The sequence below is a fragment of the Brevundimonas sp. genome, from assembly GCF_016463485.1.
GTDB lineage: Bacteria > Pseudomonadota > Alphaproteobacteria > Caulobacterales > Caulobacteraceae > Brevundimonas.
In genome coordinates this window covers 1-26101 of the sequence record NZ_JAEMRD010000034.1, presented here as the reverse complement: position 1 = coordinate 26101, position 26101 = coordinate 1, and the positions used below count along the sequence as shown (strand labels likewise).

At 63.6% G+C, this 26101-nt stretch carries 21 protein-coding genes; 6 read left to right on the top strand and 15 right to left on the bottom strand.

Translation table 11 applies throughout. The features are described 5' to 3' along the window. The 3 genes from JHC99_RS07330 to manD all read right to left on the bottom strand — a co-directional run. On the bottom strand, positions 1 to 878 hold an 878-nt coding region (locus JHC99_RS07330), incomplete at its 3' end, for a mannitol dehydrogenase family protein (RefSeq protein WP_292152980.1). Continuing rightward, positions 875 to 2290 carry a glucuronate isomerase gene (gene uxaC / locus JHC99_RS07325; protein WP_292152979.1) on the bottom strand — a complete coding sequence of 472 codons (1416 nt, stop codon included), beginning with the start codon at positions 2288 to 2290 and terminating at the stop codon, positions 875 to 877. The genes uxaC and JHC99_RS07330, both read right to left, overlap by 4 nt. Then, complete coding sequence (gene manD / locus JHC99_RS07320) at positions 2290 to 3498, bottom strand: D-mannonate dehydratase ManD (RefSeq protein WP_292152977.1); 1209 nt, start codon at positions 3496 to 3498, stop codon at positions 2290 to 2292. Before manD ends, uxaC begins: the two co-directional genes overlap by 1 nt. A gap of 274 nt (positions 3499 to 3772) precedes the next feature. Here manD and JHC99_RS07315 point away from each other — a divergent pair, with 274 nt between their 5' ends. From JHC99_RS07315 to JHC99_RS07300, 4 genes are all read left to right on the top strand, one after another. Further along, positions 3773 to 6676 carry a TonB-dependent receptor gene (locus tag JHC99_RS07315; RefSeq protein WP_292152976.1) on the top strand — a complete coding sequence of 968 codons (2904 nt, stop codon included), beginning with the start codon at positions 3773 to 3775 and terminating at the stop codon, positions 6674 to 6676. A 123-nt stretch (positions 6677 to 6799) separates the two neighbouring features. Next, positions 6800 to 8122 carry an MFS transporter gene (locus tag JHC99_RS07310; RefSeq protein WP_292152975.1) on the top strand — a complete coding sequence of 441 codons (1323 nt, stop codon included), beginning with the start codon at positions 6800 to 6802 and terminating at the stop codon, positions 8120 to 8122. A gap of 32 nt (positions 8123 to 8154) precedes the next feature. After that, positions 8155 to 10872, top strand: coding sequence for a glycoside hydrolase family 2 TIM barrel-domain containing protein (locus JHC99_RS07305; RefSeq protein ID WP_292152973.1), 2718 nt, complete (start codon positions 8155 to 8157; stop codon positions 10870 to 10872). Positions 10873 to 10946: 74 nt separating this feature from the next. Continuing rightward, positions 10947 to 11750, top strand: a complete 804-nt coding sequence (locus JHC99_RS07300; protein ID WP_292152971.1) for a FadR/GntR family transcriptional regulator — start codon at positions 10947 to 10949, stop codon at positions 11748 to 11750. An 18-nt stretch (positions 11751 to 11768) separates the two neighbouring features. On the opposite strand, the gene JHC99_RS07295 is transcribed toward JHC99_RS07300, so the two are convergent. The 8 genes from JHC99_RS07295 to JHC99_RS07260 form a co-directional block, all read right to left on the bottom strand. Next, the gene (locus tag JHC99_RS07295; protein WP_292152969.1) at positions 11769 to 12575 is read right to left on the bottom strand and encodes an alpha/beta hydrolase; all 807 of its coding nucleotides are present in this window, start codon (positions 12573 to 12575) and stop codon (positions 11769 to 11771) included. A 391-nt stretch (positions 12576 to 12966) separates the two neighbouring features. Continuing rightward, the gene (locus JHC99_RS07290; RefSeq protein WP_292152968.1) at positions 12967 to 13935 is read right to left on the bottom strand and encodes a fumarylacetoacetate hydrolase family protein; all 969 of its coding nucleotides are present in this window, start codon (positions 13933 to 13935) and stop codon (positions 12967 to 12969) included. Further along, positions 13932 to 14720 carry a cyclase family protein gene (locus JHC99_RS07285; RefSeq protein WP_292152966.1) on the bottom strand — a complete coding sequence of 263 codons (789 nt, stop codon included), beginning with the start codon at positions 14718 to 14720 and terminating at the stop codon, positions 13932 to 13934. Before JHC99_RS07285 ends, JHC99_RS07290 begins: the two co-directional genes overlap by 4 nt. A gap of 10 nt (positions 14721 to 14730) precedes the next feature. Continuing rightward, positions 14731 to 15222 (bottom strand): hypothetical protein, encoded by a 492-nt coding sequence (locus JHC99_RS07280; protein WP_292152964.1) that lies wholly within the window; start codon positions 15220 to 15222, stop codon positions 14731 to 14733. Positions 15223 to 15226: 4 nt separating this feature from the next. Further along, on the bottom strand, positions 15227 to 16387 hold the full coding sequence (locus tag JHC99_RS07275; RefSeq protein WP_292152963.1) for an alpha/beta fold hydrolase: 1161 nt from the start codon (positions 16385 to 16387) through the stop codon (positions 15227 to 15229). Positions 16388 to 16390: 3 nt separating this feature from the next. Continuing rightward, positions 16391 to 17293 carry a VOC family protein gene (locus JHC99_RS07270; RefSeq protein WP_292152961.1) on the bottom strand — a complete coding sequence of 301 codons (903 nt, stop codon included), beginning with the start codon at positions 17291 to 17293 and terminating at the stop codon, positions 16391 to 16393. Positions 17294 to 17310: 17 nt separating this feature from the next. Continuing rightward, positions 17311 to 18429, bottom strand: a complete 1119-nt coding sequence (locus JHC99_RS07265; protein ID WP_292152960.1) for an FAD-dependent oxidoreductase — start codon at positions 18427 to 18429, stop codon at positions 17311 to 17313. Positions 18430 to 18544: 115 nt separating this feature from the next. After that, positions 18545 to 19444, bottom strand: a complete 900-nt coding sequence (locus tag JHC99_RS07260) for a LysR family transcriptional regulator (RefSeq protein ID WP_292152958.1) — start codon at positions 19442 to 19444, stop codon at positions 18545 to 18547. 125 nt (positions 19445 to 19569) lie between these two features. Between JHC99_RS07260 and JHC99_RS07255 the strand changes: the two genes are divergently transcribed. Further along, positions 19570 to 21846, top strand: coding sequence for a TonB-dependent receptor (locus tag JHC99_RS07255; protein WP_292152957.1), 2277 nt, complete (start codon positions 19570 to 19572; stop codon positions 21844 to 21846). Between the two features lie 90 nt (positions 21847 to 21936). Here the strand turns inward: JHC99_RS07255 and JHC99_RS07250 are convergent, their stop codons facing one another. The 4 genes from JHC99_RS07250 to JHC99_RS07235 are packed head-to-tail and all read right to left on the bottom strand — an operon-like array spanning position 21937 to position 25005. Beyond that, complete coding sequence (locus JHC99_RS07250; RefSeq protein ID WP_366927736.1) at positions 21937 to 22644, bottom strand: alpha/beta hydrolase; 708 nt, start codon at positions 22642 to 22644, stop codon at positions 21937 to 21939. An 18-nt stretch (positions 22645 to 22662) separates the two neighbouring features. Beyond that, positions 22663 to 23421, bottom strand: coding sequence for a GntR family transcriptional regulator (locus JHC99_RS07245; protein WP_292152954.1), 759 nt, complete (start codon positions 23419 to 23421; stop codon positions 22663 to 22665). A 51-nt stretch (positions 23422 to 23472) separates the two neighbouring features. Further along, complete coding sequence (locus tag JHC99_RS07240) at positions 23473 to 23877, bottom strand: nuclear transport factor 2 family protein (RefSeq protein WP_292152952.1); 405 nt, start codon at positions 23875 to 23877, stop codon at positions 23473 to 23475. 57 nt (positions 23878 to 23934) lie between these two features. After that, the gene (locus tag JHC99_RS07235) at positions 23935 to 25005 is read right to left on the bottom strand and encodes an aromatic ring-hydroxylating dioxygenase subunit alpha (RefSeq protein WP_292152950.1); all 1071 of its coding nucleotides are present in this window, start codon (positions 25003 to 25005) and stop codon (positions 23935 to 23937) included. Between the two features lie 87 nt (positions 25006 to 25092). On the opposite strand from JHC99_RS07235, the gene ligA reads away from it, so the two are divergent. Then, positions 25093 to 25581 (top strand): protocatechuate 4,5-dioxygenase subunit alpha, encoded by a 489-nt coding sequence (ligA, locus tag JHC99_RS07230; protein ID WP_292152948.1) that lies wholly within the window; start codon positions 25093 to 25095, stop codon positions 25579 to 25581. Positions 25582 to 26101: the final 520 nt, after the last annotated feature.

The window sequence follows — 26101 nt, the reverse complement described above, 5'->3', positions numbered from 1 at the left end:
AGCTTGGCGTCCTCCCAAGGCTCGACGGCCTCGGTCAGCTGGACCCCGAACGCGATGAAGTCCGGCCGCTCGCCGGCGAACCAATCCTGGACCACCCACTGGGTAAAGGGCTCTGCCTTGACCATGCCCTCGTCGCGGACGCCGAGGCGGGCCTCCAGCCGGTCGATGTCGTCAGGCGTCGTCGCCGGCACGATCCGATCGATCATGGTCTGGGGGAAGGCCCCCTCGGCGGCGATCCAGTCGGCCAGTTCCGGATCAATGCGCCGCGCCATCTCCAGCACCCCGGCGCGGATCCGCTTGCCGTTGTGCGGAAGGTTGTCGCAACTGATGACGGTGAAGGGTTTGAGGCCCGCAGCTTTCCTCGCCTTCAGCGCCGCGACGATGAAGCCGGGCGCCGTGATCGGCCGGGAGATGTCGGTCAGGTCTGCGGCCACCTCGGGGTCGTCCAGCTTCAGTGCGCCCGTCGCCGGATCGAGCCGATAGCCCTTCTCCGTCACCGTCAGGGTGACGATGTGGACGTCCGCATCGGCCATGGCGGCGACCAGCGCTGCCGGGTCCTGCGGCCCGACCATGACCCCCTTGCCGGCACCGATGATCCTCAGCCGCTCCTCGGCCCCGTCGCGCACCACAAGGGTATAGAGGCCGTCCTGCGGGTTCAGCTGCTCCGCCACCGAGGGCGACCTCAGCGACGCCCCCAGAACGCCCCAGCGCAGGTCGCCGCTGGCCAGGGCGTCGTCGAACACCACCGCCTGATGCGCCCGGTGGAAGGCCCCGATACCCAGGTGGACCACCCCGGTCCTGACCGCCGCCCGGTCGTATCCGGGCCGGGCGACGTCGGCGGGCAGGCGCGACAGGGCCGCATCATTGAGCCGGCTCACAGCCTGTAGGCCGCCTTGACCAGACCATAGGTCAGGGCGTGGGCCAGTTCATGCGCCTCGTCCTCTTCCATCCTGTGCTCGACCACCAGTCTGGCCAGGAAGCCGCAGTCCATGCGCCGGGCCACGTCGTGCCGGGCCGGGATCGACAGAAAGGCGCGGGTGTCGTCGTTGAAGCCGACGGTGTTGTAGAAGCCCGCCGTCTCGGTGACCTGTTCCCGGAACCGGCGCATCCCCTCGGGACTGTCGTGGAACCACCAGCTCGGCCCCAGCTTCAGCGCCGGATAGTGACCGGCCAGCGGGGCCAGTTCGCGGCTGTAGGACGTCTCGTCCAGGGTGAACAGGATCAGGGTCAGCCGCGTATCCGACCCGAACCTGTCCAGCAGGGGCTTGAGCGCCCGGACGTAATCCGTCTGGGTCGGGATATCGCAGCCCTTGTCGCGGCCGAAGCGGTCGAACACCGTCGCCGAGTGGTTGCGGAAAGATCCGGGGTGAAGCTGCATGACCAAGCCGTCCTCGACCGACATGGCCGCCATCTCGGTCAGCATCTGGCCCCGGAACAGCTCGGCGTCGGCCGGCGTCGCGGGTGCCGTCGAGACCCGCGCGAACAGGGCCTGCGCATCGGCCTTCGACAGGTCGGCGGTGAAGGCGGTCGGGTGGCCGTGGTCCGTCGAGGTCGCCCCCATCGAGGCGAAGAAGGCCCGCCGCGCCCGCAGCGAGTCCAGGTATCCGTCCCAGGTCATCGTGTCGAAGCCGGTCTGGTCGGCCAGGACCTTCAGATTGTCGCGGAAGCCCTCGTAATCAGGATCGACCACCGGATCGGGGCGATAGGCGGTCAGGACCCGACCCTTCCAGCCCGAGGCCGCGATGGCCTTGTGATGTTCGAGCGTGTCGATCGGCGACTCCGTCGTGGTGATCACCTCGATGTTGAACCGCTCGAACAGAGCGCGTGGCCGGAACGCCTCGGTCTTCAGCGCCGCGTCGATGACGTCGTAATAGTGGTCCGCCGTCCCGGCCGACAGCCGCACATCGATGCCGAACGCCTCGGCATAGACCCAGTCGTGCCACATCCGCGACGGCGTGCCCCGGAACAGGTGGTAGTTCGACGCGAACCGCCGCCAGATCGCCCTCGGATCGGTCTCGACCGGCCCGCCATCGGCACGCGGCACCCCCAGATCCTCCATCGCCATCCCCTGCGAATGCAGCATCCGGAAGACATAGTGGTCGGGCGTGATCAGCAGCTCGGCCGGATTGGCGAAGGTCTCGTTCAGCGCAAACCACGACGGGTCCGTGTGCCCGTGGGGGCTGATGATCGGCAGATCCCTGATCTGCGCATACAGCCGCCGTGCCATGCCGCGCGTGTCGGGATCGACAGGGAACAGACGGTCGGGATGCAGGCGAAGGGGATGGGTCACTACCAGTTCCACATACTGCCATCTTCGAGCCGGGCGACGGGCAGGTAGGCGGGTTTGTAGGGATATTTGGCGGCCTCGACCTCGTCGATATCGACGCCGTGGCCAGGGGTTTCGCCGGGATAGAGGAAGCCTTTGTCGAAGGTGTAGTCGTGCGGAAAGACCGCATCGGTCTCTGGTGTGTGGCGCATATATTCCTGGATGCCGAAGTTCGGGACCCAGACATCGAAATGAAGCGCCGCGCCCATGGTGACGGGGGACAGGTCAGTGGCACCATGGCTTCCGGTCCGGACCTGCCAGATCGCGGCGAAGTCGGCGATCCGGCGCAGGTGGGTAATGCCGCCGGCCCTGACGACGGTCGTCCGGATATAGTCGATCAACTGGTTCTGAATCAGATCCTTGGCATCCCAGATCGTGTTGAAGATCTCGCCGACGGCCAGCGGGGTCGTCGTGTGTTGGCGGATCAGCTTGAACGCCTCCTGGTTTTCGGCCGGAGTCGCATCTTCCAGCCAGAACAGCTGATAGGGCTCGAGCCGGTGGCCGAGGGAGCCTGCCTCGATCGGGGTCAGCCTGTGGTGGGCGTCGTGCAGCAAATGGTGGTCGAAGCCGTAGGTGTCGCGCAGCTTGTCGAACAGCTTGGGCACGAAGTTCAGGTATTTGCGGGTGTCCCAGACTGTCTCGGACGGCAGGGCTGCATCCGCCGGTTCGTAATACATCTTGCCCCGACCCACCCCGTAGGCGTCCTTGATGCCGGGAACACCGGACTGGGCGCGAATTGCGCGGTAGCCCATGTCGATGTAGCGGCCGACTTCGTCGACGGTCTCGGACAGGTCAATGCCATTGGCGTGGCCATAGACCATGACGGCCTCACGGCTCTTGCCACCCAGCAAATCGTAGAGGGGCATTCCGGCCATCTTGGCCTTGATGTCCCACAGGGCCGTGTCCACGGCCGAGATTGCTGACATGGTCACAGGGCCGCGACGCCAGTAACCACCCCGATAGAGATATTGCCAGATGTCCTCGATTCGCCGTGGATCCTTGCCGATCAGGCAGGGGATGACGTGGTCCTCAAGATAGGACACGACGGACAACTCGCGTCCGTTCAGGGTGGCGTCCCCGATGCCATAGACCCCTTGATCCGTCGTGATCTTGAGCGTCACGAAGTTGCGCCCCGGGCAGGTGACAATGACTTTTGCCGACTCGATCTTCATCGCGTTTCCTCAATCTTTGATCGCGGTCTAGCAGTTTCATCAGACAAATCCAGATTGGTCATGCCAAATATTTCAGCGAAGGCGGTAGCCCTTGCTTTGGCATGGGATATGTTCTGAGCCTAACTTGTGGAATTTGTGAGGCTAAGGGCATCGAAAGCGATTGTCTCGATTTTGGTACAGCCAATAATGAGTTGACAGTCGATATTGGCTAGGTCAGTTCTGACCCCAACGACAAAACCCGGGCCAGACCCAGGTGACATCAGGGGAGACCGATATGCGTTCAGCACTCTACAGATTTGGCCTGACCGCCGTGAGCGCGCTTGCGCTGGCACCCGCAGCGATGGCCCAGACCGCGCCTTCAGCAGAGGCTGTGCCGCAGGAGGCATCGGTGGACGATGTCGTGGTGACTGGCTCACGGATCGCACGTGACGGCTTTTCTGCCCCGACACCAACCACGGTCGTCAGTGCCGAGGTTCTGCTGGAGCGGGCGACGGTTAACCTGGGCGACGCGCTGAACCGCATTCCCTCGTTCCGTGCAGGTGTCACTCCGGCCGCCGGGGGCATCGGCAACACGGGGGCCTTCCTTGTTGATCTGCGGGGTCTTGGGCCGGCGCGAACCCTGGTGCTGCTGGAAGGCGGGCGATTGGCCCAGACCAACATTCCCGGCCAGGGCAATACGCCCGGTGCCACCGATCTGAGCGTCATTCCGACGGCCCTGATCCGCAACATCGATGTCGTGACCGGCGGCGCATCCGCCGCCTATGGGTCGGATGCCGTGGCAGGTGTCGTGAACATCATCCTCGATGACCGCATGGAAGGCGTTCGCGCGACGGTCCAGTATGGTCAGACCGAGTACGGTGACGCCCAGAACTATTTCGCCAGCGTTGCTGGGGGGCGGTCTTTCGCCGAGGGGCGCGGACACATCATTGCCGGTCTCGAGTACAATCAGGACGACGGCACCTCCCCTTACAATGACCGGGACTGGGGTCGCGAGGCGGTGGGCAACAACCCCTTCCCGGTCCGCCCCTCCGGGATCGCTGCCAACGTCGTGGCACCGAACTCCAGCCTCCTGTTCGGGAATGCGACCTCAGGCGGTCTGATCGTCACGGCGGGGGGGCTGCGAGGCCTGGCCTTCGTGCCGGGGCCCAATGGGACGGTGACCACGGCCGCCTTCACGCCCGGGCTCTACGGCAATCTGGGCACGTCGCTGGATGTCTTCACGGACGCCGCCCTGGCCGCCAACGCCGCTGCGGGAATCAATCATCGCAACCTCCAGCAACTGAGGCCCGAGATCGGCCGCGTCAACTTTCTGGCCAAGCTGACCTATGACCTGAATGACAACATCTCGGCCTACATCGAGCCGCTCGTCTCCCGTGCGACAGCCGACGGCGTGATCCTGGTGCGCCGTGATGGCGCAGGGGCGGGGCCGGCATTGTCCATCGCTCGCGACAACATCTTCCTGCAACAGGCCCTGACCCCGGCCCAGTACGCGCTGGTCCCCGCCAATGGCATCTCGATCGGCTATATCGGCAGCGATTTCGGCCCGAACGTCAGCCATATTGTCAAGGATACGGTGCGGCTCCAGACCGGTCTTCGCGGCCATTTCGGCGAGACGTGGAAATGGGACGCAGCGTTCACATATGCCTCGAACGTCAGCGACCGGACGATCACCAACAACTTCCTCAGCACCAATTTCCGCAATGCCATCGACGCGATCTCGGTAGGCGGGGTGACGGTCTGCCGTAATGTGGCGGCGCGTGCGGCTGGCTGCGTGCCTTTAAACATTCTGGGGCGCGCCAACCCGTCGGCACAAGCGGCGGCCTATGTGCTGGGCACCGCCTCGGGGACCAGCGAATCCGGTTTGCGTGAGGTCGTCGCCAATCTTCAAGGCGAACCGTTCTCGACCTGGGCGGGTCCGGTGTCGATCGGTGTGGGCGTGGAGCACCGGATCGAGTCGCTCAAGGTCACGGCAGACCCGATCTCGTTGGCTGGCGGCTTTCTGACGGCCGGCGGTAGCGCCCTGCCGAGGGTCGAGCAGACCGTCTCGGAAGCCTATGTGGAAACGATCGTGCCCTTGCTCAGGGACGTGCCGCTTGCCCAGTCGCTGGACTTCAACGGTGCAGTTCGCGTGACGGACTACAGCACCTCCGGCCAGGTCACGACCTGGAAGGCGGGACTCACCTGGGAACCGACGTCGGAGATCACCGTGCGCACGACCCGGTCGCGCGACATCCGGGCCCCCAACCTGCTGGAACTGTTCACGCCCGTTACGCCTTCGCTTCCTCTACCCGCCGACCCAAGGCCAGGCGTCGCACCGATAACAAACGGAGCAGGCGTGACGGTCGGGGGCAACCCGAACCTGATTCCTGAAGAATCGACGACCCAAACGTTTGGCGTGGTTTATCAGCCGCAGTTCATCCAGGGTCTGAAACTGTCGGCCGACTATTACGACATCGAGATTTCAGATGCGATCACCTCGACCTCTCCCCAGACCGTCATCAACAACTGCCTGCCGGGTGGGGTCTACAACAACGGGCCCTACTGCTCGCTGATCACCTTTGCAGGCAACAACTTCGCGACCGGTCAGATCACGGCCGTTGTCGGGACAACCGCGAACGTCGCGGCGTTCAAGACCACTGGCGTCGACATCCAGGCCAACTATCGTCGCGATCTCGGCGACTTCAGCGACCGACTGGTGGGCCGTGTGGGCTTGAACCTTCAGGCGACCCGGACCTTCGAGTTCCGGACCTCGACGGATGTTTCGGCCCTGTTCCCGAACGGCATCAACCGTGCGGGCCAGACCGGAGCTCAGTTCGGAGGCACGGCGGGTCTGCCGAAATGGCTGGTCAACACATCCGTATCCTATGAACTGGAACGCCTGTCCGTGAATGCGGCCGCGCGCTTCATTGCCGAAAGCCGTCAGAACAAGGGGCTGATCGGACCGGATTCGGACGCCTACAGTCCTGCCCTGGTCAATAGCATCAACGACAACATGATCGCGGCCGTCTCCTACTTCGATCTGGGCGTTCGCTACGATCTGGGCGACGAGAACAAGCGCGAAATCTTCTTCAACGTCGATAATGTCTTTGACAAACAGCCGCCTCAACCGGCGTTTGGTACGGCCTACTACGACCTGCTTGGCCGCTCCTTCAAGGCTGGCATCCGGGTCAGCTTCTAGAACGCGGCGGCGTATGCGGCGGATCGGAACTGCGTGTTCCGGTCCGCCTCTCGCACGACGCGGAAACTGGGGACATGACGGCCAATCGGCCGCGTCTCGCTGCGAAGGACGTCAGTACCCGCCATGACTGCAGATTCCACGTCAGGTCAATCGGGCCCGATCTCGATCAAGGCGCCGTCGCCGGGCAAGTACCGCTGGCTGATCATGTGGCTGCTGTTCGCGGCCATGGTGATCAACTACGTTGATCGTCAGATGATCGGGGTGCTGAAGCCCACCCTGTCGACCGAGTTCGGCTGGTCCGAGACCGACTATGCCGACATCGTCTTCTGGTTCCAGGCCTCCTACGCCCTGTTCTATGCGATCTGGGGCCGGTTGATGGACAAGATCGGGGCCCGGTTCGGTCTCGGCATCGCCTTCGCCATCTGGCAGGTCGGCCACATCCTGCACGGCGGTGCGCGGGATCTGACCCACTTCATCATGGCGCGGATGCTGCTGGGCGTCGGCGAGGCCGGCGGATTCCCAGGCGGGATCAAGGCCGTTACCGAGTGGTTCCCGAAGAAGGAACGCGCCCTGGCCACCGGCCTGTTCAACGCCGGCACCAATATCGGCGCGATCGTCACGCCCCTGCTGGTGCCCGCCCTGGTGCTGTCCTTCGGCTGGCAGATGACCTTCGTCATCACCGGCCTGCTGGGCCTGATCTGGCTGCCGATCTGGCTGCTGGTCTATCGCAAGCCACGCGACCAAAAGCGTCTGTCAGCCACCGAGCTAGCCTATATCGAACAGGACCCGGCCGATCCGGCCGAGAAGGTGGGCTGGCTCAAGCTGCTGACCGTCAAGGAAACCTGGGCCTATGCCGGCGGCAAATTCCTGATCGACCCGGTCTGGTGGATGTTCCTGTTCTGGCTGCCCGACTTCCTGGGCAAGCGCTACGGCCTGGACCTGAAGACCTTCGGCCCGCCGCTGGTGGCGATCTATCTGTTGTCGGACGTCGGTTCGGTCGGGGGCGGCTGGCTGTCGTCGCGGATGATGCACAGGGGGATCAGCCTGAACCGGGCGCGCAAGACTACCATGCTGATCTGCGCCCTGCTGGCCGTGCCGGTCATGTTCGCCTCCTTCGCCTCCAATGTCTGGATCGCGGTCCTGATCATCGGCGTGGCCACGGCGGCCCACCAGGGCTTCTCGGCCAACCTCTACGCCATGCCCGGCGACGTCTTCCCGCGCTCGGCGGTGGGGTCGGTCGTCGGCATCGGCGGGATGCTGGGCGGCATCGGTGGCATGGTCTTCTCCAAATACGTCGGCCAGGTGCTGGAGAAGATCGGGACCTATACGCCCATCTTCGTGGTGGCCGGCACGGTCTATCTGCTGGCCTTGCTGCTGATCCACGTGATCTCGCCGAAATACGCGCCGGCGCGTCTTGGCGACGGCATCCAATCTCCAGCCGCCTGACCTGTCCTGAGTAAGTCTTTTCGGAGCTGATGATGAAAGCCCTTCTTCTGGTCACTGCGGCAGCGGGCGTGCTTTCCGCCTGCGCGGCTCCGATCGCGCTCGGCGGGTCCGTCGCCCCGGTTTCGGCGAGCCGCCCGGCTGAGGCTTCGACTTTGCGGATCGCGCTGCCACTGACGACGGGATGGCGGTTCCGCCAGGACGATGGTCTTCAGGGTGCGGAACAGCCCGACTTTGCCGACCAGGCCTGGGAACAGGTTCAGGTGCCGCATACCTGGAACCGCGTCGGGAACTACCTCGATACGTCCAGACCGCATCCGAACACCGCCGACACGATCAACAAGACGCAAGGGGTCGGCTGGTACCGGCTGACTTTCACGCCGCCGTCGACATTGGAGGGAAAGAGGGCCTGGCTCCAGTTCGACGCGGCCAGCCGCACCGCCGAAGTCTGGCTGAACGGCATCCGGCTGGGAGATCACCGGGGCGGGTTCTCCCGCTTTCGTCTTGACGCCACAGCCGCGATCAAGCCCGGCGAGGCAAACGTCCTGGTCGTGAAGACGGACAACAGCGACCCGAACACCAGCCCCTCGACGCGGGATGTCCTGCCTCTGAAGGGCGACTTCTTCGTTCACGGTGGTCTGTACCGGCCGGTCACCCTGATCGGGACCAGCCCGATCCACATCGACATGGAAGATTTTGGCGGTCCTGGCGTCTATGCGACCACCACGAAGATCGAGGGAGACCGGGCCGAGGTCGAGGTCCAGACGCGGCTGCGGAATGACGGTCCCCAATCTGAAGCCTTGACGGTCATGGCTCGACTGGTCGACGTGGCCGGTCGTGTCGCCGCGCAGGATTCCCAGGTCGTCCGCATCGAGGCGGGGCAGGGTGGAACCTCGACACAGTCGCTCGTGCTTGGCGACGTAAGGCTGTGGCAGGGTGTCGAGGATCCGTACCTGTATCAGCTGGAGGTCGAGATCCAGGACAGCAAGGGCACGCCGGTCGATGGCCATGATCAGGCGTTCGGCGTTCGCCAGATCCGTATCGACCCCGAGAAGGGGGTGTTCCTCAATGGCCGTCAAACATCTTTGCGCGGCGTGGGCTATCACCAGGATCGCGAAGGGGAGGGCTGGGCAGTCAGTCCGGAACAGATCGAGGAGGACGTCAGGACCCTGCTGGAGATGGGAGCCAACACGATCCGTCTGACCCATTATCAGCATGGTCCGGTCATCCACGAACTGGCCGATCGCTACGGCCTGATCCTGTGGGACGAAATCCCGTTGGTGTCCGCCTGGACCAACGGCGGCGCGGCCGAGCCCTCAGAGGCTCTGCTGGCCGACGCCGACCAGCAGCTGGCCGAGCTGATCCGCCAGAACCAGAACCACGCTTCGGTCATGACCTGGGGCATCGCCAACGAGGTCGATTTCGGCAACTCACTGCCCGGATTTCTGACCGGTGGCGTGTCGGTCGTCCCGCCCGACCCCATACCGCTGCTGAACAGGCTTGACGACCTGGCAAAGAGGCTCGATCCCTCGCGCCCGACGGCACTGGCCAACTGCTGCGAGGGTCGGATTTTTGCCGCAGACGCCGCTGTGCCGACCACGGCGGTCGCCGCAGACCTGAACGGTGCCAATCGGTATTTCGGCTGGTACTATGGGCGACCCGATGAACTGGGCGCGCATCTGGACCGGTTCCGAAATCTGAGGCCCGAACAGCCGATTTCGTTGAGTGAATACGGTGCCGGCGGTGCCGTCACCATGCACACAGACAACCCTCTGGGTGGCCCCGTCGATATGCGTGGTCGCAGCCAACCAGAGGAGTACCAATCCTGGGTTCATGAAGAGAACTGGCGCCAGATCAAGGATCGATCCTATCTGTGGGCGACCTGGCTTTGGGTCGGCTTCGATTTTGCCACGACCATCCGCCGCGAAGGGGACGCCGACGACATCAACACAAAGGGCCTGGTCACCTATGACCGGGCAGTCCGCAAGGACGCCTTCTATTTCTACAAGGCCAACTGGAGCGGTTCGCCCACGGTCCATATCAACGGGCGCCGCTATGCCGACCGGGCCTACCAGTTCGTCGACATGAGCGTCTACAGCAACGCTGCGTCTACGGATCTGCTCGTCAACGGCGAGAGCGTTGGTGTCAGGACCGCCTGCCCCCAGTCCACCTGTAGCTGGCGGATCAAGCTGGCTCCCGGCCAGAACCGGGTCGTTGCGCGAGCCAGTTTCGCCGACGGACCGGTGCAGGATGAGGTCGAATGGATCTTGGCTGACGAAGCGGCCCGGGTCGTCCGGATTGACAGCGGGGCCTTGATGGCGGCCCGGTCGTCGAATGGTCGGTTTGGCTCGGACACCTTCTTCGAGGGGGGTATGGCGGGCACAACCGACATCCCGCCTGCCGGTTATGGGCGACCGGCCACGCCGCGACCGATCGTCGGGTCCGATACGGACGTGGCCCGCACCTTCCGAAGCGGCACATTCACATACGCCGTACCGCTGGCCGACGGCGATTATACGGTCACCCTGACTTTCGTCGAACCCCAGGCCGATGTCGGAGAAAGGGTGTTCGATGTCCTGGCCGATGGTGAGACCGTTCTGGACGGCATCGATATCCGTGCCCTGTCCGGCGGCTTGCTGACCGAACTCAAGCGGGAAGTCCGGGTCACGGTACGCAACGGTATCCTGACGCTTCGTTTCCAGCCCAGAACGGGGGACGCGATCGTTTCGGGGATCGAAATCGCGCGAAACTGAAGGCGAGGCGGCCGATTGACGACGACAGGGTGGCCTGTCACCCTGAACTGGTAAGGCCTTTTATTGGAATTCTGATGTCTGCACGCCCGATCGCGACCCGTCCGGCCGTCGATGGTGAGCCCGACGAGCAGTCCGTGCAGCCGGACCGGCTGTATCAGAAACTGGCGCGCAAGCTGTTCGACGAACTGGCCTCCGGCAAGTTCAAGGTCGGCGATCGCCTTCCGGCCGAGCGCGAGCTCGCCGCCGAGTATGGCGTCAGCCGTCCGGCAGTGCGCGAGGCGATCATCTCGCTTGAAGTTCAGGGGCTGATCGAGGTCCGGATCGGATCGGGCGCCTATGTGATGCGACTGCCCGGCGACCGGGATCAGCCCGGCTTCGGCGTCTCGGCCTTCGAACTGACCGAGGCGCGTCTGCTGGTGGAGGGCGAGGCGGCCGGTCTGGCTGCGACCTTCATCACGGATGAGGAGCTGGCGGAACTGGACGAACTCGTTCGCCAGATCGAGGATGAGAACCGCAGGCCCGGCGTCAGCGAGACGGCCGACAGGGCCTTCCACATGGCCATCGCTTCGGCCAGCCGAAACGCCGCCGTCGTCCACATGGTCGCAGAGTTGTGGAGGCTGAGGTCGGAAGCCCCGGAGTGCGCCTTGCTTCACGCCAAGGCGCGAACCGCCAACGTGCGGCCCGTCGTTGAGGAACATCAGGCGATTGTCGAAGCCCTGAGGGCTCATGATTCCGTCCGGGCCAGGTCCGCCATGCGCGCGCATCTGGGCCAGGTTATCGAACATCTGCTGTTCGCCACCGAAGAGGAGGCGTTGGCTACCGCTCGCCTTGCGATCGCCTCGACCCGCGCCCGCTACGCCCGGTCGCTCGCGCTTTAGGTAAGGCGGCCTGGATCGTCAGCCGAAGATTCCGGTTCTGCGGGCCCAGGTGTCGAAGGCGTCCGGCCAATGCGATGCAGGCCGGTCATCGGGGAGGGACAGCCCGAACCCGTGCCCACCCTCCTGATAGACGTGCATCTCGACTGGGACGCCAGCGGCCTTGCAGGCTGTGAACATGGCCAGGCTGTGGGAGACCGGCACGGTGTCGTCGTCGGCCGCGTGCACGAGAAAGACGGGCGGCAGACCTGATCGGACGCGCTGGTCCAGCGGGCGCAGGTCGCCGGGGCTGGCGTCGCCCTGGGGACGATTGCCCATGCTCATGGCGGCATAGCAGAGACAGGCGAAGTCCGGCCGCGCCGAAAGGCGGTCCGCGGCGTCGATGGTCGCATAGACAGGATCGTCGAAACGCGTCACGGCGGCGGCGGCCAGGTTTCCGCCGGCTGAAAATCCCATCACACCGATGCGGGCCACGTCGAGGTTCCAGGTCGCGGCGCGCGCCCGAACCAGTCGGATCGCGCGCTGGATGTCCTGTACCGGCGCGTCGTAGCCCGAGGCCCAGCCATCAGCGGGAAGTCGATAGTTCAACACGAAGGCCGTGACGCCCGACTGGTTCAGTCGCCGCGCCGGGGCCGCACCCTCCTTGTCGATCGCCAACCGGAAATAACCGCCGCCGGGCGCGATGATCACCGCAGCGCCGTTCGGCACCGCCGGACGGAAGACTTCGAGAAAGGGTTGGTTGACGTGCAGAATAGCCCGGTCATGGCCGCCGGGTGCACCCCGCTCAAGAACCAGGCGTGCGGCATCGGTGTGGGCCGTGTCGGGCATCTGGCCTTCGGGCCAGAGGGGGAAGCTGGCGTCGGATATGATGCCCTGGGGTTCCGGTGCCGATGGTATGACGACCGGGGCGGCGGGGGTTCCCGCAAGGTCTGGGCCGGCGGCGGGCCAGGATGTCGGCCAGCTGCGTCCTTGTGGCAGATTCGCCTGAGCCATTGCCACAGTGCCGAGTGCAGCCGTGGAAAGACCGGCTGCGGAAAGGAGGGTCCGGCGGCTGAGCAGAACGGCTGTCATTGGCTTCCCAAACGAAAATGAAGATCAGCGGTCGGCGCTTAGAACTTGGTGACCGCGGGCAGGAGCCATGCACTCTGACCACCTCCGAACCCATTCCAGATAGCATGCAATAGAATATTGGTCATGCCAATTCTGCCACCGCGACGGATCATGTGTTGGGTTCGCGGACCACCTGATCGATTTGGCCGAAGAGTGTCTTCCCGTCTGGAAGCGTCGCCTCCATCCGCACGCGGTCGCCAAACTGCATATAGGCGGTTCTCGCCTGTCCCTCGTCCAGCATCTCGATGCCGCGCCGCTCGGCGATACAACTGGAGCCCACCTCCCGGAAATCGGGATTGGAAACCGTGCCTGATCCGATGATTGTTCCGGCGCAAAGGTCGCGGGTTCCGGCCGCGTGCGCGACCAGTTCGTGAAAGCCGAACCCCATCAGGCCACCCTGGGGCGCGCCGAACCATTCGCCGTTCCAGTCTACCCGTAGCGGCAGGTGAACTCGCCCATCGCGCCAGTGCTCGCCCAATGAATCCGGCGTGACGGCGAATGGGGCAACCGAGCAAGCGGGCTTTGCCTGGACCCAGCCGAACCCGGTCTTCATCTCGGGTTGGGCCAGGACGCGCAGGGACCAGTCGTTGATCTGAACAATCAGCTTGATGTGGGACATCGCCTGATCCGGCGTGACGCCCATGGGGACGAAATCGGTGATCACGCCGAACTCGCCCTCGAAGTCGATACCGTCTTCGGTCCGGGGCAAGATCACGTCTTCCGTCGCCGACAGGAACCGGTGCGACATCCCTTGGTACATCAGGGGCCGTTCCGGGGGCGGGGGCGGAGAGCCGAACAGCCGCTCCATCAACTCGCCGTGGCTTCGATACGCCGAGCCATCCAGCCATTGCCAGGCGCGGGGCAGGGGGGCCAGCAAACGGTCACGGCTCACGGTGTCGCCGTCGCCGGCATCCAGCAGGTGCCCGAGGGCTCTCAGTTCAGGCTCGGCGCGTGCCCAGTCGTCAAGCACGGCCTGAAGCGTCGGCCAATCGGGCGCGGTCAGGAAGCGGGTGTCGTCTTCGGAAACGACGATCAGGGTGCCGTCCGGAGACCCGTTGGATACCGTCGCCAGCCTCATGCGGCGTCATCCTCGAAGATGGCTACGGCGCGAGTCCAGCCTGCCGAGGCGCCTTTGATCTTGTGCGGAAAGCAGGAGACGGTGAACCCGAAAGGCGGCAGGGCCTCGAGATTGTGCATCTTCTCCAGGTGGCAATAGCCGATGTCGCGGCCCGCCTTGTGCCCTTCCCAGATCAGGGACGTGTCGCCCGTCTCGGCCACCCGCTGGGCCGTGTAGACAAACGGCGCGTCCCACGACCAGGCGTCGGTGCCTGTCACTCGAACGCCGCGCTCCAGCAGATACATGGTGGCCTCATAGCCCATGCCGCAGCCGATATTGACGAAGTCCGGATTGCCGATCGCGCCACCGGCGGCCGTGTTGACCAGGACGATATCCAGCGGCTGTAACGTGTGGCCGATACGGGCCAGTTCGGCCTCGACGTCGGCTGCCGTCACGACGTAGCCGTTTTCGAAATGGCGGAAGTCCAGCTTGACGCCGGCCTGAAAGCACCATTCCAGCGGCACCTCGTCGATGGTGATGGCGCGTTGGCCCCCGTCCATCGTGGGGTGAAAATGCCAAGGCGCATCCAGATGGGTGCCGTTGTGCGTGGTCAGGGTGACCCATTCGGCCGCGGCGAACCCCTGCCCGCCGGGAAGATCCTTGGCCTCGAGATCCTTGAAGAAGAACTTCATGCCCTCGACGGTCTCGTCGTGGGTCTCATAGGTGATCTTGGGCCGCAGGAAGGGCGGATCGGTGATGACGTCGTTTTCCAGATAGATCGACAGATCGACGAAGCGACGAGACATGGGCCTCTCCTCAGCTTGAAATCGGCACGGATGCGGCGCGCGGGATCAGGGCAACCTTGATCGCCGAAGGACAGACGATCCAGGGGACCGCGATACCGGGCAGGGCCTTCAGGACGAATGCGGGCCAGAAAGGCAGGCTCTGAGCGCCCGTTGTCGAGGCGAGAGCGGCAGCGACCCCGACCAGGCAGAGCATGCTGGCAAGGGCCACCAGGATTCCGCGCAGGAAGGGGTTGGACGGAAGGACGGTTCGCGTCGGCGAGGGGACCGGAAGCGACAATCCCTTGGCCACTCGGGTGCGCGTAATCAGCATGGCCGGGATGATGCTCATCAGCCCGATCATGAAGCCTTGTGGCAGGCAGTCCAGGATCAGGCCACCAGGCCCCCAGACCGCAGGATCGCTCTGACCCCGAAAGACCACCAGGAAGAAGGCCGAGCCGATCACCAGATTGATGACCGAACCGATGGCGGATTCGCGGGCGATGTAGGCGTTCAACGAGCTCATGACCTCACGCTCCAGTCCGCCCGCCGAGCGTCTCGGCGAACCAGTCGGCAATGAAGTCGCGGCCGAAGGACATGTTGTCTGCCCCGACGTGTTCGACGCCCCCTTCGCGGGCAGTGAAGATCTTCAACTCGCGGCTGGGGCTGTTTGTCAGCTGGTCATAGCTTTGATGGGCGTATTCAAGGCCGATCTGGCGGTCCTTTTCACCGTGGGTGACCAGGAAGGGGACTGTGATCTTTTCCATCACGCCGTTCAGGGTCATGTCCTGGGTCCTGGCGTGGAAATCGTCCATGTCGGAGGCCCCGAACACCCACATCACGTGACCCCAGTAATGGGGAACGGGGTTCTCGCCCTCGCGACGCAGTCGCTTCTGCTGGACCTCGGCCCAGTTGTGGTTCGCGCCCCAGACGGCCCCGGCGGCAAAGCGGGGTTCGAAGGCCACGGCCCGCGGCGCATAGTGGCCACCCAGCGAGATGCCGGTCATGCCGATGCGATCGGGATCGATATCCGGCTGAGTGAGCAGCCATTCCAGCGCAGGCGTGGCCCAGCGCTCGGAATGGGGCGTGGCGGGGAGATTCTTGAGCCGGAGCGCCTCGCCGGTACCGGGCTGATCGACCAGCAGAGTGGAGATGCCGCGCCGGGCCAGCGCCTGATGCAGCTTGCTCCAGTAGAGCAGCTCCTTGGAGCTATCCAGACCGTTGCAATAGACGACCACAGGCTTGGGCCCTTCGCCAGGCGCACGACAGAAGAGGGCCGGGAAGGTCGAGCCTTCGTAGGCAATCTCGACGCGTTCGACGCCCGTGTCACCCAGGATCATGGCGCGCTTGAAGGCATCCTGCGCCTTGGCGAAGGTGGCTTCACGGCCGGGATGGCCATGGCCCTGCATCCGCTCCGCGCAGAGCAGATACAGCGACGCCCGCTCCAGCTTGGTCCCGGCCGAAAAGGACCGCCCACGCGCCACATCCTCGTCGGCGAGCTCGATCAACGTGTCGGCCTTCTTCGCCCATTGTTCCGCGAACTGAAGCGTGCCCGCGTCCTCGCCCTTGGCCGCCGCATCCAGCAGGGGCTGGCACATGTCGACGACTTCGCCGATCTGGCCGCCGCTCTCGAGGGCGATGGCGACCGACAGGTTCCAGACGTAGTTGGGGAAGTATTCGAACAGGGCCATGCGTCAGACTCCGACCGGCTGGAACAGGCCGGCATCCGGCTCGGGGTGGGGCATGGTCTGGGGCCCACCGACGCCGATGCCCCATTGATCCATGGTCGTCGCACTCGGGGTATGGACCTGTGCGACCCAAGTCTCGTCATCGACCTTTTCGAGCTCGGACGTATATTCCACGGTGAAGCCGCCGGGGGTTACGAAATAGCTGAAGGTGTTGTTGCCGGCCGTGTGTCGGCCCGGTCCCCACTGGATGTCGGTGCCCTGGGTCTTCAGGCGGCTTATGCCGCGCATCATGTCGTCGACGCTCAACATGTCGTAGGCGACGTGGTTGAGGCAGGGCGGCCCCGGCAGAACGGCGATGCGGTGATGCCACTCGTTGCAGCGCAGGAAGCCCATGAAATCGCCCAGCCAGTCGCTGACCTTGAAGCCCAGCACATCGACGAAGAAGGCCGCTGCGGCCTTGTGATTGGGCGAATGCAGGACGATGTGGCTGATCTTCTGGGGGATACCCTCCCAGCGGACCAGTTCACGCGAGGGTCCGCGCGCGACATCGCTGGAAATCTCGTACGGCAAGCCGTCGGGGCTGAAGAAGCGAAAGCCGTAGCCGCCCCCCAGGGTGTCGAGATCACGAGGGGCGAAGACGATCTTGCACCCGGCATCGGTGACCTGCTGGTGCAAGGCGTCCACATCGGCACGGCTGTCGGCAGCAAATGCGATGACATCTATCTGCTTGCGATCCGAAGCGCGCAACCGAACGACAAACAACTCGTCGTCGCCCTGGGCTGCGAGGTGGACCATGCCATCGCTTTCGCTCACCTCGGTCAGACCCCAGGTGTCGGTGTAGAATTTGCGCTCTGCCTCCAGATCGCTGACGCCGTAACCGACGTATCGAATATCGCTGACTCTCGCCACGGTATGCTTCCTTGAACTCAGATGGGTTGGGCGACGACGCGGAACATGTCCTGGGTCGCCTTGGCGTTTTCGACGAGCGGCCCGGTCCCGATCTGGCCCTCGCAGATCGCGCGCGAGGCCTCGACGATGTAACGGCACCGTTCATAGCGGCGGTCGCGATAGGCGCTGAAGGCGCTCTCGATGGTGTCGGCGCGGGCAAGTTCTTCGGCCAGGACGATGGAGTCCTCGATGGCCATCCCCGCTCCCTGTCCCAGATGAGGGGTCGTGGCGTGGACGGCATCGCCCAGCAGCACCACCCGACCCTTGTGCCAGTCGCCCTCAAGAAAGACCCATTCCAGTGGCTTGTAGACGACCGCGTCATCAACGGTGATCTGGTCCTTGAGCGAGACAATCGCAGGCGAGATCGCGCGGTCCAGCTTGGCGCGCATCGCCGTGGCGAGGGTGTCTCGCGGGTACCAGGGATTCCCCGGCTCGGGCGTCGTCACATAGATGTACATGATGGCGTCGGATAGCGGCACCAGGCCGATTCCGATCGGCCCCTCGTAGGCGCACAGGCCCGTGACATCCGGCGACCGCGGCAGGTTGTAGCGCCAGACCGACTGGCCCGTGAAGGCGGGAGATGGTGCGTCAGGGAAGATTTCAGCGCGTGTGGTGGAATACAGTCCGTCGGCACCGATCACCAGGTCATAGCGGCCCGTGGTCCCGTCGCTGAAAGTGACGTCGACACCTTCGCCGTTGTCGTCCAGGCGTACTGCCGTGAGCCCAAGGCGGATGTCGGCACCGGCGGCCTTGGCCCGATCCCCCAGCACCTTGTGCAGGGCCTTACGGCCGATGCCGACGTTGGATGGATAGCCCTCGACCAGCTTGGGGGTCGGGATGTGGGCGACCTGCTGCCCTGTTGGAATGAACACATCGACGTGGTCGAATCCAAAGCCCGCCCCGATGTAGTCGTCGAGGATGCCAAGGTCCTTCATCGCGCGGATGACGTTGCCCTGCTGGATGATCCCGACGCCATAGACCGACCATGTCGGGTCCTTCTCGATGACGTCGACGGCATAGCCTTCGCGACACAGCGCGATCGCGGACGTCAGTCCGCCGATGCCGCCGCCGATAACCAGAATACTGAGTGACTGCACCGCTTGATCCTCCCTCGCTCCTCTTCCTGAGAGCCTGGTCTGACCAAAAGACAGCCTGCTTCGACATCTGTAAATGTTATTGTTTGGATCAAAATGTATCAGCTACGCCGATGCATCATGTCGCAATGTTGCGAAGCTCCTCTCTCAACCAGGCCAGACCCGCATCGCTTCGTCGGGTCGTATGAAACTGCATCATCTGGCGCATGAGCGGAATCTCGAACGGTAGGGGTGCATAGGCAATTGGAAACCAGGCACTCATGGTCTGGGCGAGCCGCTCATGCATGACCGCGAGCCGCATCGTGTCCTTCAGTAACCAGGGCACCGTGGTGAAGGAGGCAGTCGTCACCTCCACCCGTCGATCCCTGCCCAGCATCATGAAATGCTTGTCGCTGAAAACGCCGAGGCGAGCGTTGCCCATGGCGACCCCGACGTGACCGGCCGACATGACGTCTTCTTCGGTCAGAGCCCTCTTGAACACCGGGTTTTCGGACCATCCAGCGACCACGTGACGCTCCTCGTACAGAAGTTCGCTCGCGAGATCCGGGGATGTGAAATCCTGCGGCGTCACCAGCAAGTCGGCCTTGCCCTGGGCGACATGCTCGATGCTCACCTCATTCGGCAAAACCATCTCCAGCCGAACAGCCGGGGCGATATCAACCAGTCTCGCAATGAGCGGAACCATGGCGGCAACGATGACATAGTCCGAAGCGATGATCCGGAACGTCCTCTGGCTCGTCGACGGGTCGAACACTGTTGAAGACGAGATCATGAGCTCGACCCCCTTCAGACAATCCCGCACCTGGGGCATCAAGGCTTCGGCGTAGGCCGTCGGATACATCCGCTTGCCGTGGGTTGTGAGCAACTCGTCTCCAAAGAAGGTCCGCAATCGACCCAGGGCGGCACTGACGGCCGGTTGGCTCAGGTTGAGTACATCAGCCGCACGCGAGACGCTGCGGCACTCCAGAAGCACGTCGAGGGCGGCCAGCAGATTGAGATCAAGACCTTTGAAGCGCATCTCATGTATCCATGGGATTGGCCCATTCCAATCAAAACAAATGATTTCACAAATGGATGTCGGGTGTCCACGGTCAAGTTCGATCTGCCGCAGAGCAGAGGCTCTAATCATCCGGGGAGGATGCCGTGAAGAAGTTCCTGCTGACAGGCGCAGCGATGGCCTGTGCGATCATGCCGTTTGCGGCTCATGCCCAAACCAACCCGTCACAGTCCGACGATCAGTATACCGGACTGGAAGATATCGTCGTGACGGCCCAGCGGCGTGAGGAAAACCTCCAGCGCGCGGCCATCGCGGTAAGTGCCGTCGCCGGCGAAACCCTGACCGAACAAAGCATCACTCAGGCCACGGATCTGACCCGCCTCGTTCCCGCGCTACAGGTCGCCCCTGCGGCGTCGTTCACCCAGATCTACCTGCGCGGCGTGGGTACGTTCGGTGCCAACGCTTTTGCCGAGCAGGGTGTCGCGTTCAACCTTGACGGCGTCTACCTGTCTCGCCCCGCAGCGCCGGCCGGCCTCTTCTACGACCTGGAGCGCCTGGAGGTTCTGAAAGGGCCGCAAGGCACGCTGTACGGACGCAACGCCACGGGCGGCGCGGTCAACGTGATCACCGCCAAGCCCCGTCTCGGCGAGACCAGCGGTAACCTGACGGCGGAGTACGGAAACTTCGACGCGATCAAGTCCTCGGGCGCGATCAACCTGCCACTCGGCGATCGCTTTGCGTTCCGCCTGGCCGGGCAGGTGGCCCAGCACGACGGATATTTCAGCGACGGCTACGACGATGAAGACACCTGGGCCGTTCGCGGCCAGCTACGCGGTGATTTCAACGATGCGGTCAACGCCACCCTCTCGATCGATTACGCCAACGTCGGCGGCATGGGTTCGGGGGGCACGATCATGCCCCTGCTCGACGGCGACAATCGCTTGGGACCGAGCGATCCCCGCGTCGTCGCGGCCTACGTCGCCCGTACCCCGACCACGCCCGTGCCTCAGGTCATTGCCGACGCCAATGGCTATCAGGACAACACCTTCCTGGGGATCGCCACGACAATCAACGCGGACCTCGGGTTTGCCCGGCTGACGGTCATCCCCGCCTATCGCAAGACGGACCTCGACTTCCGCAGTTTCGCCTCCAGCTTCCTGATCGACGTCGAGGAAAACTCCGAGCAGTCCTCGCTGGAGGCCCGGCTCGCGGGCGACGTCGGCAATCTCACCTGGGTTGTGGGTGCCTACGGCTTTTCTGAATCGGTCGATGCCAACCAGAACTTCGATCAGGGCAGCAACGGTACGCGTATCTTTTCGGATCTGAAAACCGACAGCGTCGCCCTGTTCGGCCAGGGCACATACAGTGTCACTGATCGGTTCCGGGTCACCGGTGGGCTGCGCTACACCAAGGATACCAAGGGCCAGGTCACCGAAGCTCACACCCTGCCATTTGTAGGTTTTGTCGCCGGCGTATTCCCGTTGCGTCCGATCATTCTCGACATTCGCAGCGACACGGACGCGGAAATCGAGTTTGAGAAGGTCACCTACAAGGCGGGGATCGAGTTCGATGCAGGCCCATCGTCGCTTCTTTACGCGTCGGTTGCGACGGGCTTCAAATCCGGGGTTTTGTTCCCCGCACAGGTCAACGGGTTCTCCGCGCCCGAGAACATGACGGCGTTCACATTGGGATCAAAGAACCGCTTTCTGGACAATACGCTGCAGCTCAATGCCGAGGCCTTCTATTGGGATTATAAGGACCAGCAGGTGTCGCACCTCGGGCCTGTCCAGGTCGCCTCAACCCCTGGTGGTCCGGTCTTTGGGCCGATCTTCCTGACCGAGAACGCCGGGGCCGCGACGATCGCGGGCGCTGAACTGGAAATGGTCTTCCAGCCCACCGGAACGGACCTGTTCTCGGCCAATCTTCAGTATCTGGACGCTCAGTATGACGAGTTGAAGTACCAGGCCTATTCCACGACCGGGGCTGCGCCGTCCATCGGTTGTGCGGTTACCCCGACCACCCAGACCGGGGCCAGTGCTGCGGCCAGGATCTACAACGTCGATTGTTCCGGGCGTCCGCTGGTGAACGCGCCGAAATGGTCGCTGCAACTCGGATATGAAAAGACGCTCGAACTCGGGGACAGCGGCCGGTTGATCCTGTCGGCCGATACGCGGCTCGAATCCTCGCGGTACCTTTCGATCGATTATCTCGAACTCGGACGGCAGGACGCCTACATGATGTCGAATGCCCGTGTGACCTGGGAGGCACCGTCAGGTGGTGTGGCGGTCACCGGCTTCGTCAACAACATCGAAGACGAGCTGGTGTTTGCAAACTCGTTCCAGAGCCCGGCCAAGGCCGGCACCATCTACAATCAGCTTCGGCCGCCCCGGACGTTCGGCCTTCGCGTATCGTTCAAGATGTAGGCGGCTGCATCGCAAGGCCAGACAACGAAGTTCTGGCGTGAGACAGGATCGGAGGCCGGAGCGCATCGCAGTGCTCCGGCCTTTGATGTTTCAGTCTGCGGTCAACCAGACCTTGAGGGCAGCATTGACCTGATCGGCCGCCTCGACCGGGGACATGTGGCCGCTATCCTCGAACACACACAGGGTGGCACCGGGGATACCGGCGGCGATGGCCTGGTGCTGGGCCAGCGGGCTCCAGACGTCCTGACGCCCAACTCCGACAAGCGTCGGCACCTCGATCGAGGACAGCAGAGGCGCTGCGTCCGGTCGCCCCAGCAGGGCTTCGATCTGGGCCTCGAACACCGACAGACCCATCGACGTCGCCATGGCGTGCAGGGGGCCGATCAAGGTCGGGTCGGTCTGGCGATCGGGATGCACCATCGGCGGAAGCCAGACATCGACCATCCGGTCCACGCCTTCGCGTTTCCCGAGATCGAGGAGGTCGTAACGCTTCTCGGCTTCTCCGGGCTGAGGCGGGTGAACTCCCGTGTCGAGCAGCGCCAGCCGCTCGATCCGTTCGGGGGCCTGGCGATGGATTTCAAGGGCAACGCGGGCGCCCATGGAATGCCCGATCAGAGAGAAGCGGGGCGGCGCGCCGGCCAGAGTGATCTCGGCCATTTCCGTCAGCGAGCGGCTCAGTCCGTAGCACGCCACGACCGGATTGAAGGCGGCAAAAGTTTCGAGCTGCCGGGCCCAGATTCGCTCGTTGCAGAGCAGTCCCGGTAGAAAGAGCGGAGGAGCCGCTAAAGAGATGGGCATGATTTTCCTGCGAAGTAGTCAGGCAAGTGCAGTCAGCGGGCGGCGACCCTGGGCGATCGGCGCGCGCCGTCGTGGCGACACCGGGCGGACGGGCGACGGTTCCGAGGTCTTGCCTGCGTCTCGCGCCGACAGGCTCTGGCGCTGGGCGAAGGCATGTTCGCGAAACAGGGTCTCGGCGCGGGTACCATCCCGTTCGCGAATGGCCTCGACCAATGCGTGATGTTGCCCGTGCGCCCGGAACAGCAGGGTGAACGTCGCTTCGCCCTCGGTGTCATTGAAGACCGGGACCGACGGTGCCACGAAGGGGGTGTGATTCAGCCGCTCGATCATAGCCTCCAGCAGCGGTGATCCAGCCGCCTCCACGATCAAGGTGTGAAACCGCTCGTTCATCTCACCATAGGCGTCCCGGTCCACGTGGTCGGGCCGGCTGTGGTCAAACAGTGCATCTCCCTGCTTCAGGCAGAGTTCGAGCTGTGCCAGCAGTTTTGCTGACGGGCCGTTGCGGGCGACCATGCGGGCGGCCTGGCCCTCCAGCAGGGCACGCAGTTCGAGGGCCTCGAAACTTTCGCGGTCGTTGAACGCGGCGACCGCGAAACCACGGCGGCCCACGGTCGTCAGAAACCCCTCGGCTGCGAGAGACGGCAGCACGCCCCTGATCGGTGTGCGAGAAACACCCAATCGCTCGGCGAGGCCAGTCTCGGTCAGTCGCTCTCCAGGTTTGAGCTGACCCTGAAGGATCATCTGCCGGATTCGGGTCGCTATCGGCTTGTCTGACATTCGATCAGACACGCGCAAAGGCCGGGCGACTGTCAATGCTGGGCCGCTGGCTCATGATCGGAAAATGAGCGCGCCTCTGCGCTCGCGAAATCGCCAGCCGGCCATGACAAGAACGAGCCTGTCGTGGAACTCCCCGATCAGAGGGGGCTTCGCCTGGCCATTCTCATCCTCCAAATACAGCTGGATCAGGCTGTGGGCATGTGCCTCGGTCTCGGACTCGGTCGTCACGATGACGTTGGACACCACGTGGCGTGTCAACCGAGGCGGCCTCGCCTGAAACGCGGCAAGGATCGCCGTCCGACCCACGACTGGCTGGTCGGGCGCGGTGGGCCGTGCGAACAGACCGTCCTCAACGAACAGTGCTGCAGCGTCCTCCCAACGCCGGGCATCGTTCGCAGCCGCAAACTGAAATATCAATCGGGTGCAAGCCGCTTCAGCGGCCAGTGAGTCAATCATGGTGGTATCCGGAGGGCGCGAGCCGACCCGCGCAGGCGACACGCGCCAAAATCATCGTCAAGCCACCGCCTCAGTCACTTCAGCAGCCGCCTCGGCCGCGACAGCGCGGTGGATCATCATTCTCGATCGCACTCCGCCCGCATCGATATTGAGCTTGAGCAATCTGCGGTCCTTGTGACGGTCCAGATTGGCTTGCTGTTGTTCCAGCATCTGCAGATCCTCCGAGAATATGGCTCCCTGGCCTTGCCGGATCTTCTCGGTCAGGGCTTCGTCCTGGATCTTGAAGTTCCGGGCCATGCCCCAGAAATACCAGTGCGAAGTCTCTGTCTCGGGTGTGATGAAATCGACCACGACACTTGAGGCCTTGACCGCTGCCGGTGCGTTCTTGCCACCCTGGCCGGCCAGGGCGACCCCGACCTCGATCATCACATGGCTGGGCAGGGAAAACCGGCAGACTTGCCAGCGATCCACCAGACTATCCTCGGCCAGGCCAGCCTCCCGCATCGCCATGGCCCAGAACGGGGGTGCCGTGATGTCTTCCATGTATCGGCTGGTGATGATCTCATCGTGCGACACCTCGGTATTCACGGGGGCCTCATCGATCTCCTTCTGCCCGATGCTCGATGCGTGGACATAGGTTTCGTGGGTCAGGTCCATCAGGTTGTCGATCATCAGACGATAATCACATTTGATGTGAAACAGGCCGCCTCCGTAGGTCCAGTCGGGACTTTCGGCCCAGGGGAGGGGATGAAGCGCGCTGGCGTCGGCCTTGTCAGCGTCTCCCGGCCAGACCCAGATGAAGCCGTGCCGTTCGATGACCGGATAGGTTCGGATCGCAGGAAACGCACTGACCCTCTGACCGGGCATACTGGCTGTCCGGCCGTCGCAGCCCATCGTCAGACCGTGATAGCCGCAGACCAGCCGGCCATCGCGGACGAAGCCCAGGGACAAGGGTGCTCCGCGATGGGGGCAGAAGTCCTCAAGGGCACGAACGGCACCCTCTTCGCCTCGGAACAACACCATCCGCTCGCCGCAGACCTGTCGGCCCAGTGGCTTGTCAGCAATCTCGTCGGGTGTGCAGGCCACATACCAGGCATTTCGGGGCCAAGTGGCGGGCAGGCTTTCCATGGGGAGGTCTCGACAGGGCCAGGAGCGGGGCATATTGTATCCAATATGAGCTCTATGTCGGCTAATGGTCAACTATTGGATCCAATTGTGCCGGAACTTGATGGTTCCAATCGCTCGCTCCTGCTTGGCAATCAGACAGAGACCTCAGATGAAAAATCCCCTCACGTGATCACCGCCCGAAACCTGAAAGCCGAACTGGCAGAACTGGAAGACATTCCGGGTACCCGGATATTCACCGCTGCGCGCGCGAGGCAGGGCTATCACCTCAACCAGTTCGCCATGAGTCTGATGAAACCGGTCAACCGGGAGGCCTTCAAGGCGGACGAGCGAGCCTACCTCGACCAATGGCCGATGACGGCAGATCAACGCCAGGCAGTTCTGAAAAGGGATTATAACCGTGCCATCGAACTCGGCGGCAATATCTACTTCCTGGCCAAGTTGATCTTCGCTGACGGGATCAGCTTCGCCCAAGGCGTTGCGACGATGACCGGCATGTCGTTCGAGGACTACACCGAGATGATGGTCGCAGGCGGGCGATCACCCGTGGGGCAGAGATCGATCAAGGACAAATACTGAGGGAATGGGTGCTCTTTGGCACATCTATCGATGCCGCAGATCGGTTCCGCACCGAGGCGGCGAACGCCTGGACTGCTGCCATTGCCTGAAGCGAGACGGGTAGGGCGCTTCGCGGTTCGCAGAGACTAAGTTGCTAGGGCCGGTTCCCCTGCTGGCGGATAGCGCTGACGACACGACACTGAGGCCTTCAGCCATCTGTTGCCGGAGGAGCGTGCGATGTTTGTGCGGTTTCTCACTCAGTCCGTTCGTGGGACTTTGCCAAAAAGCCCCGCGGCCTGACTAGCGCTCAATGGGCTGCAAGGCCGTTCCGCAAGAACTCATGATCGCCGCCAGTGCCGAACTTTCCGCAAACCGGCGTTTTTTTCACTCCACTGTGAATCTCCTATTGACGCCTTAAGCCCTCAAGCCTAAATCCCCGCCTCCGCCGGACACCGGCGTTAAACAGTGTCTCCGGGTTTCCGGGATTGGTCTTTGAAATCGTTGATTTGGAAAGAGAAACGCAGGCGGCGGTGTTCTTGCG

Bases quoted from the DNA above. Each gene is read 5' to 3' on its own strand.
- JHC99_RS07310 (WP_292152975.1), top strand. From the start codon at position 6,800: ATGACTGCAGATTCCACGTCAGGTCAATCGGGCCCGATCTCGATCAAG.
- JHC99_RS07290 (WP_292152968.1), bottom strand. From the start codon at position 13,935: ATGAGGCTGGCGACGGTATCCAACGGGTCTCCGGACGGCACCCTGATC.
- JHC99_RS07235 (WP_292152950.1), bottom strand. From the start codon at position 25,005: ATGGAAAGCCTGCCCGCCACTTGGCCCCGAAATGCCTGGTATGTGGCC.
- JHC99_RS07300 (WP_292152971.1), top strand. From the start codon at position 10,947: ATGTCTGCACGCCCGATCGCGACCCGTCCGGCCGTCGATGGTGAGCCC.
- JHC99_RS07250 (WP_366927736.1), bottom strand. From the start codon at position 22,644: ATGCCCATCTCTTTAGCGGCTCCTCCGCTCTTTCTACCGGGACTGCTC.
- JHC99_RS07275 (WP_292152963.1), bottom strand. From the start codon at position 16,387: ATGGCCCTGTTCGAATACTTCCCCAACTACGTCTGGAACCTGTCGGTC.
- JHC99_RS07280 (WP_292152964.1), bottom strand. From the start codon at position 15,222: ATGAGCTCGTTGAACGCCTACATCGCCCGCGAATCCGCCATCGGTTCG.
- JHC99_RS07305 (WP_292152973.1), top strand. From the start codon at position 8,155: ATGAAAGCCCTTCTTCTGGTCACTGCGGCAGCGGGCGTGCTTTCCGCC.
- JHC99_RS07240 (WP_292152952.1), bottom strand. From the start codon at position 23,877: ATGATTGACTCACTGGCCGCTGAAGCGGCTTGCACCCGATTGATATTT.
- JHC99_RS07295 (WP_292152969.1), bottom strand. From the start codon at position 12,575: ATGCCCGACACGGCCCACACCGATGCCGCACGCCTGGTTCTTGAGCGG.
- JHC99_RS07260 (WP_292152958.1), bottom strand. From the start codon at position 19,444: ATGCGCTTCAAAGGTCTTGATCTCAATCTGCTGGCCGCCCTCGACGTG.
- JHC99_RS07285 (WP_292152966.1), bottom strand. From the start codon at position 14,720: ATGTCTCGTCGCTTCGTCGATCTGTCGATCTATCTGGAAAACGACGTC.
- manD (WP_292152977.1), bottom strand. From the start codon at position 3,498: ATGAAGATCGAGTCGGCAAAAGTCATTGTCACCTGCCCGGGGCGCAAC.
- JHC99_RS07315 (WP_292152976.1), top strand. From the start codon at position 3,773: ATGCGTTCAGCACTCTACAGATTTGGCCTGACCGCCGTGAGCGCGCTT.
- JHC99_RS07245 (WP_292152954.1), bottom strand. From the start codon at position 23,421: ATGTCAGACAAGCCGATAGCGACCCGAATCCGGCAGATGATCCTTCAG.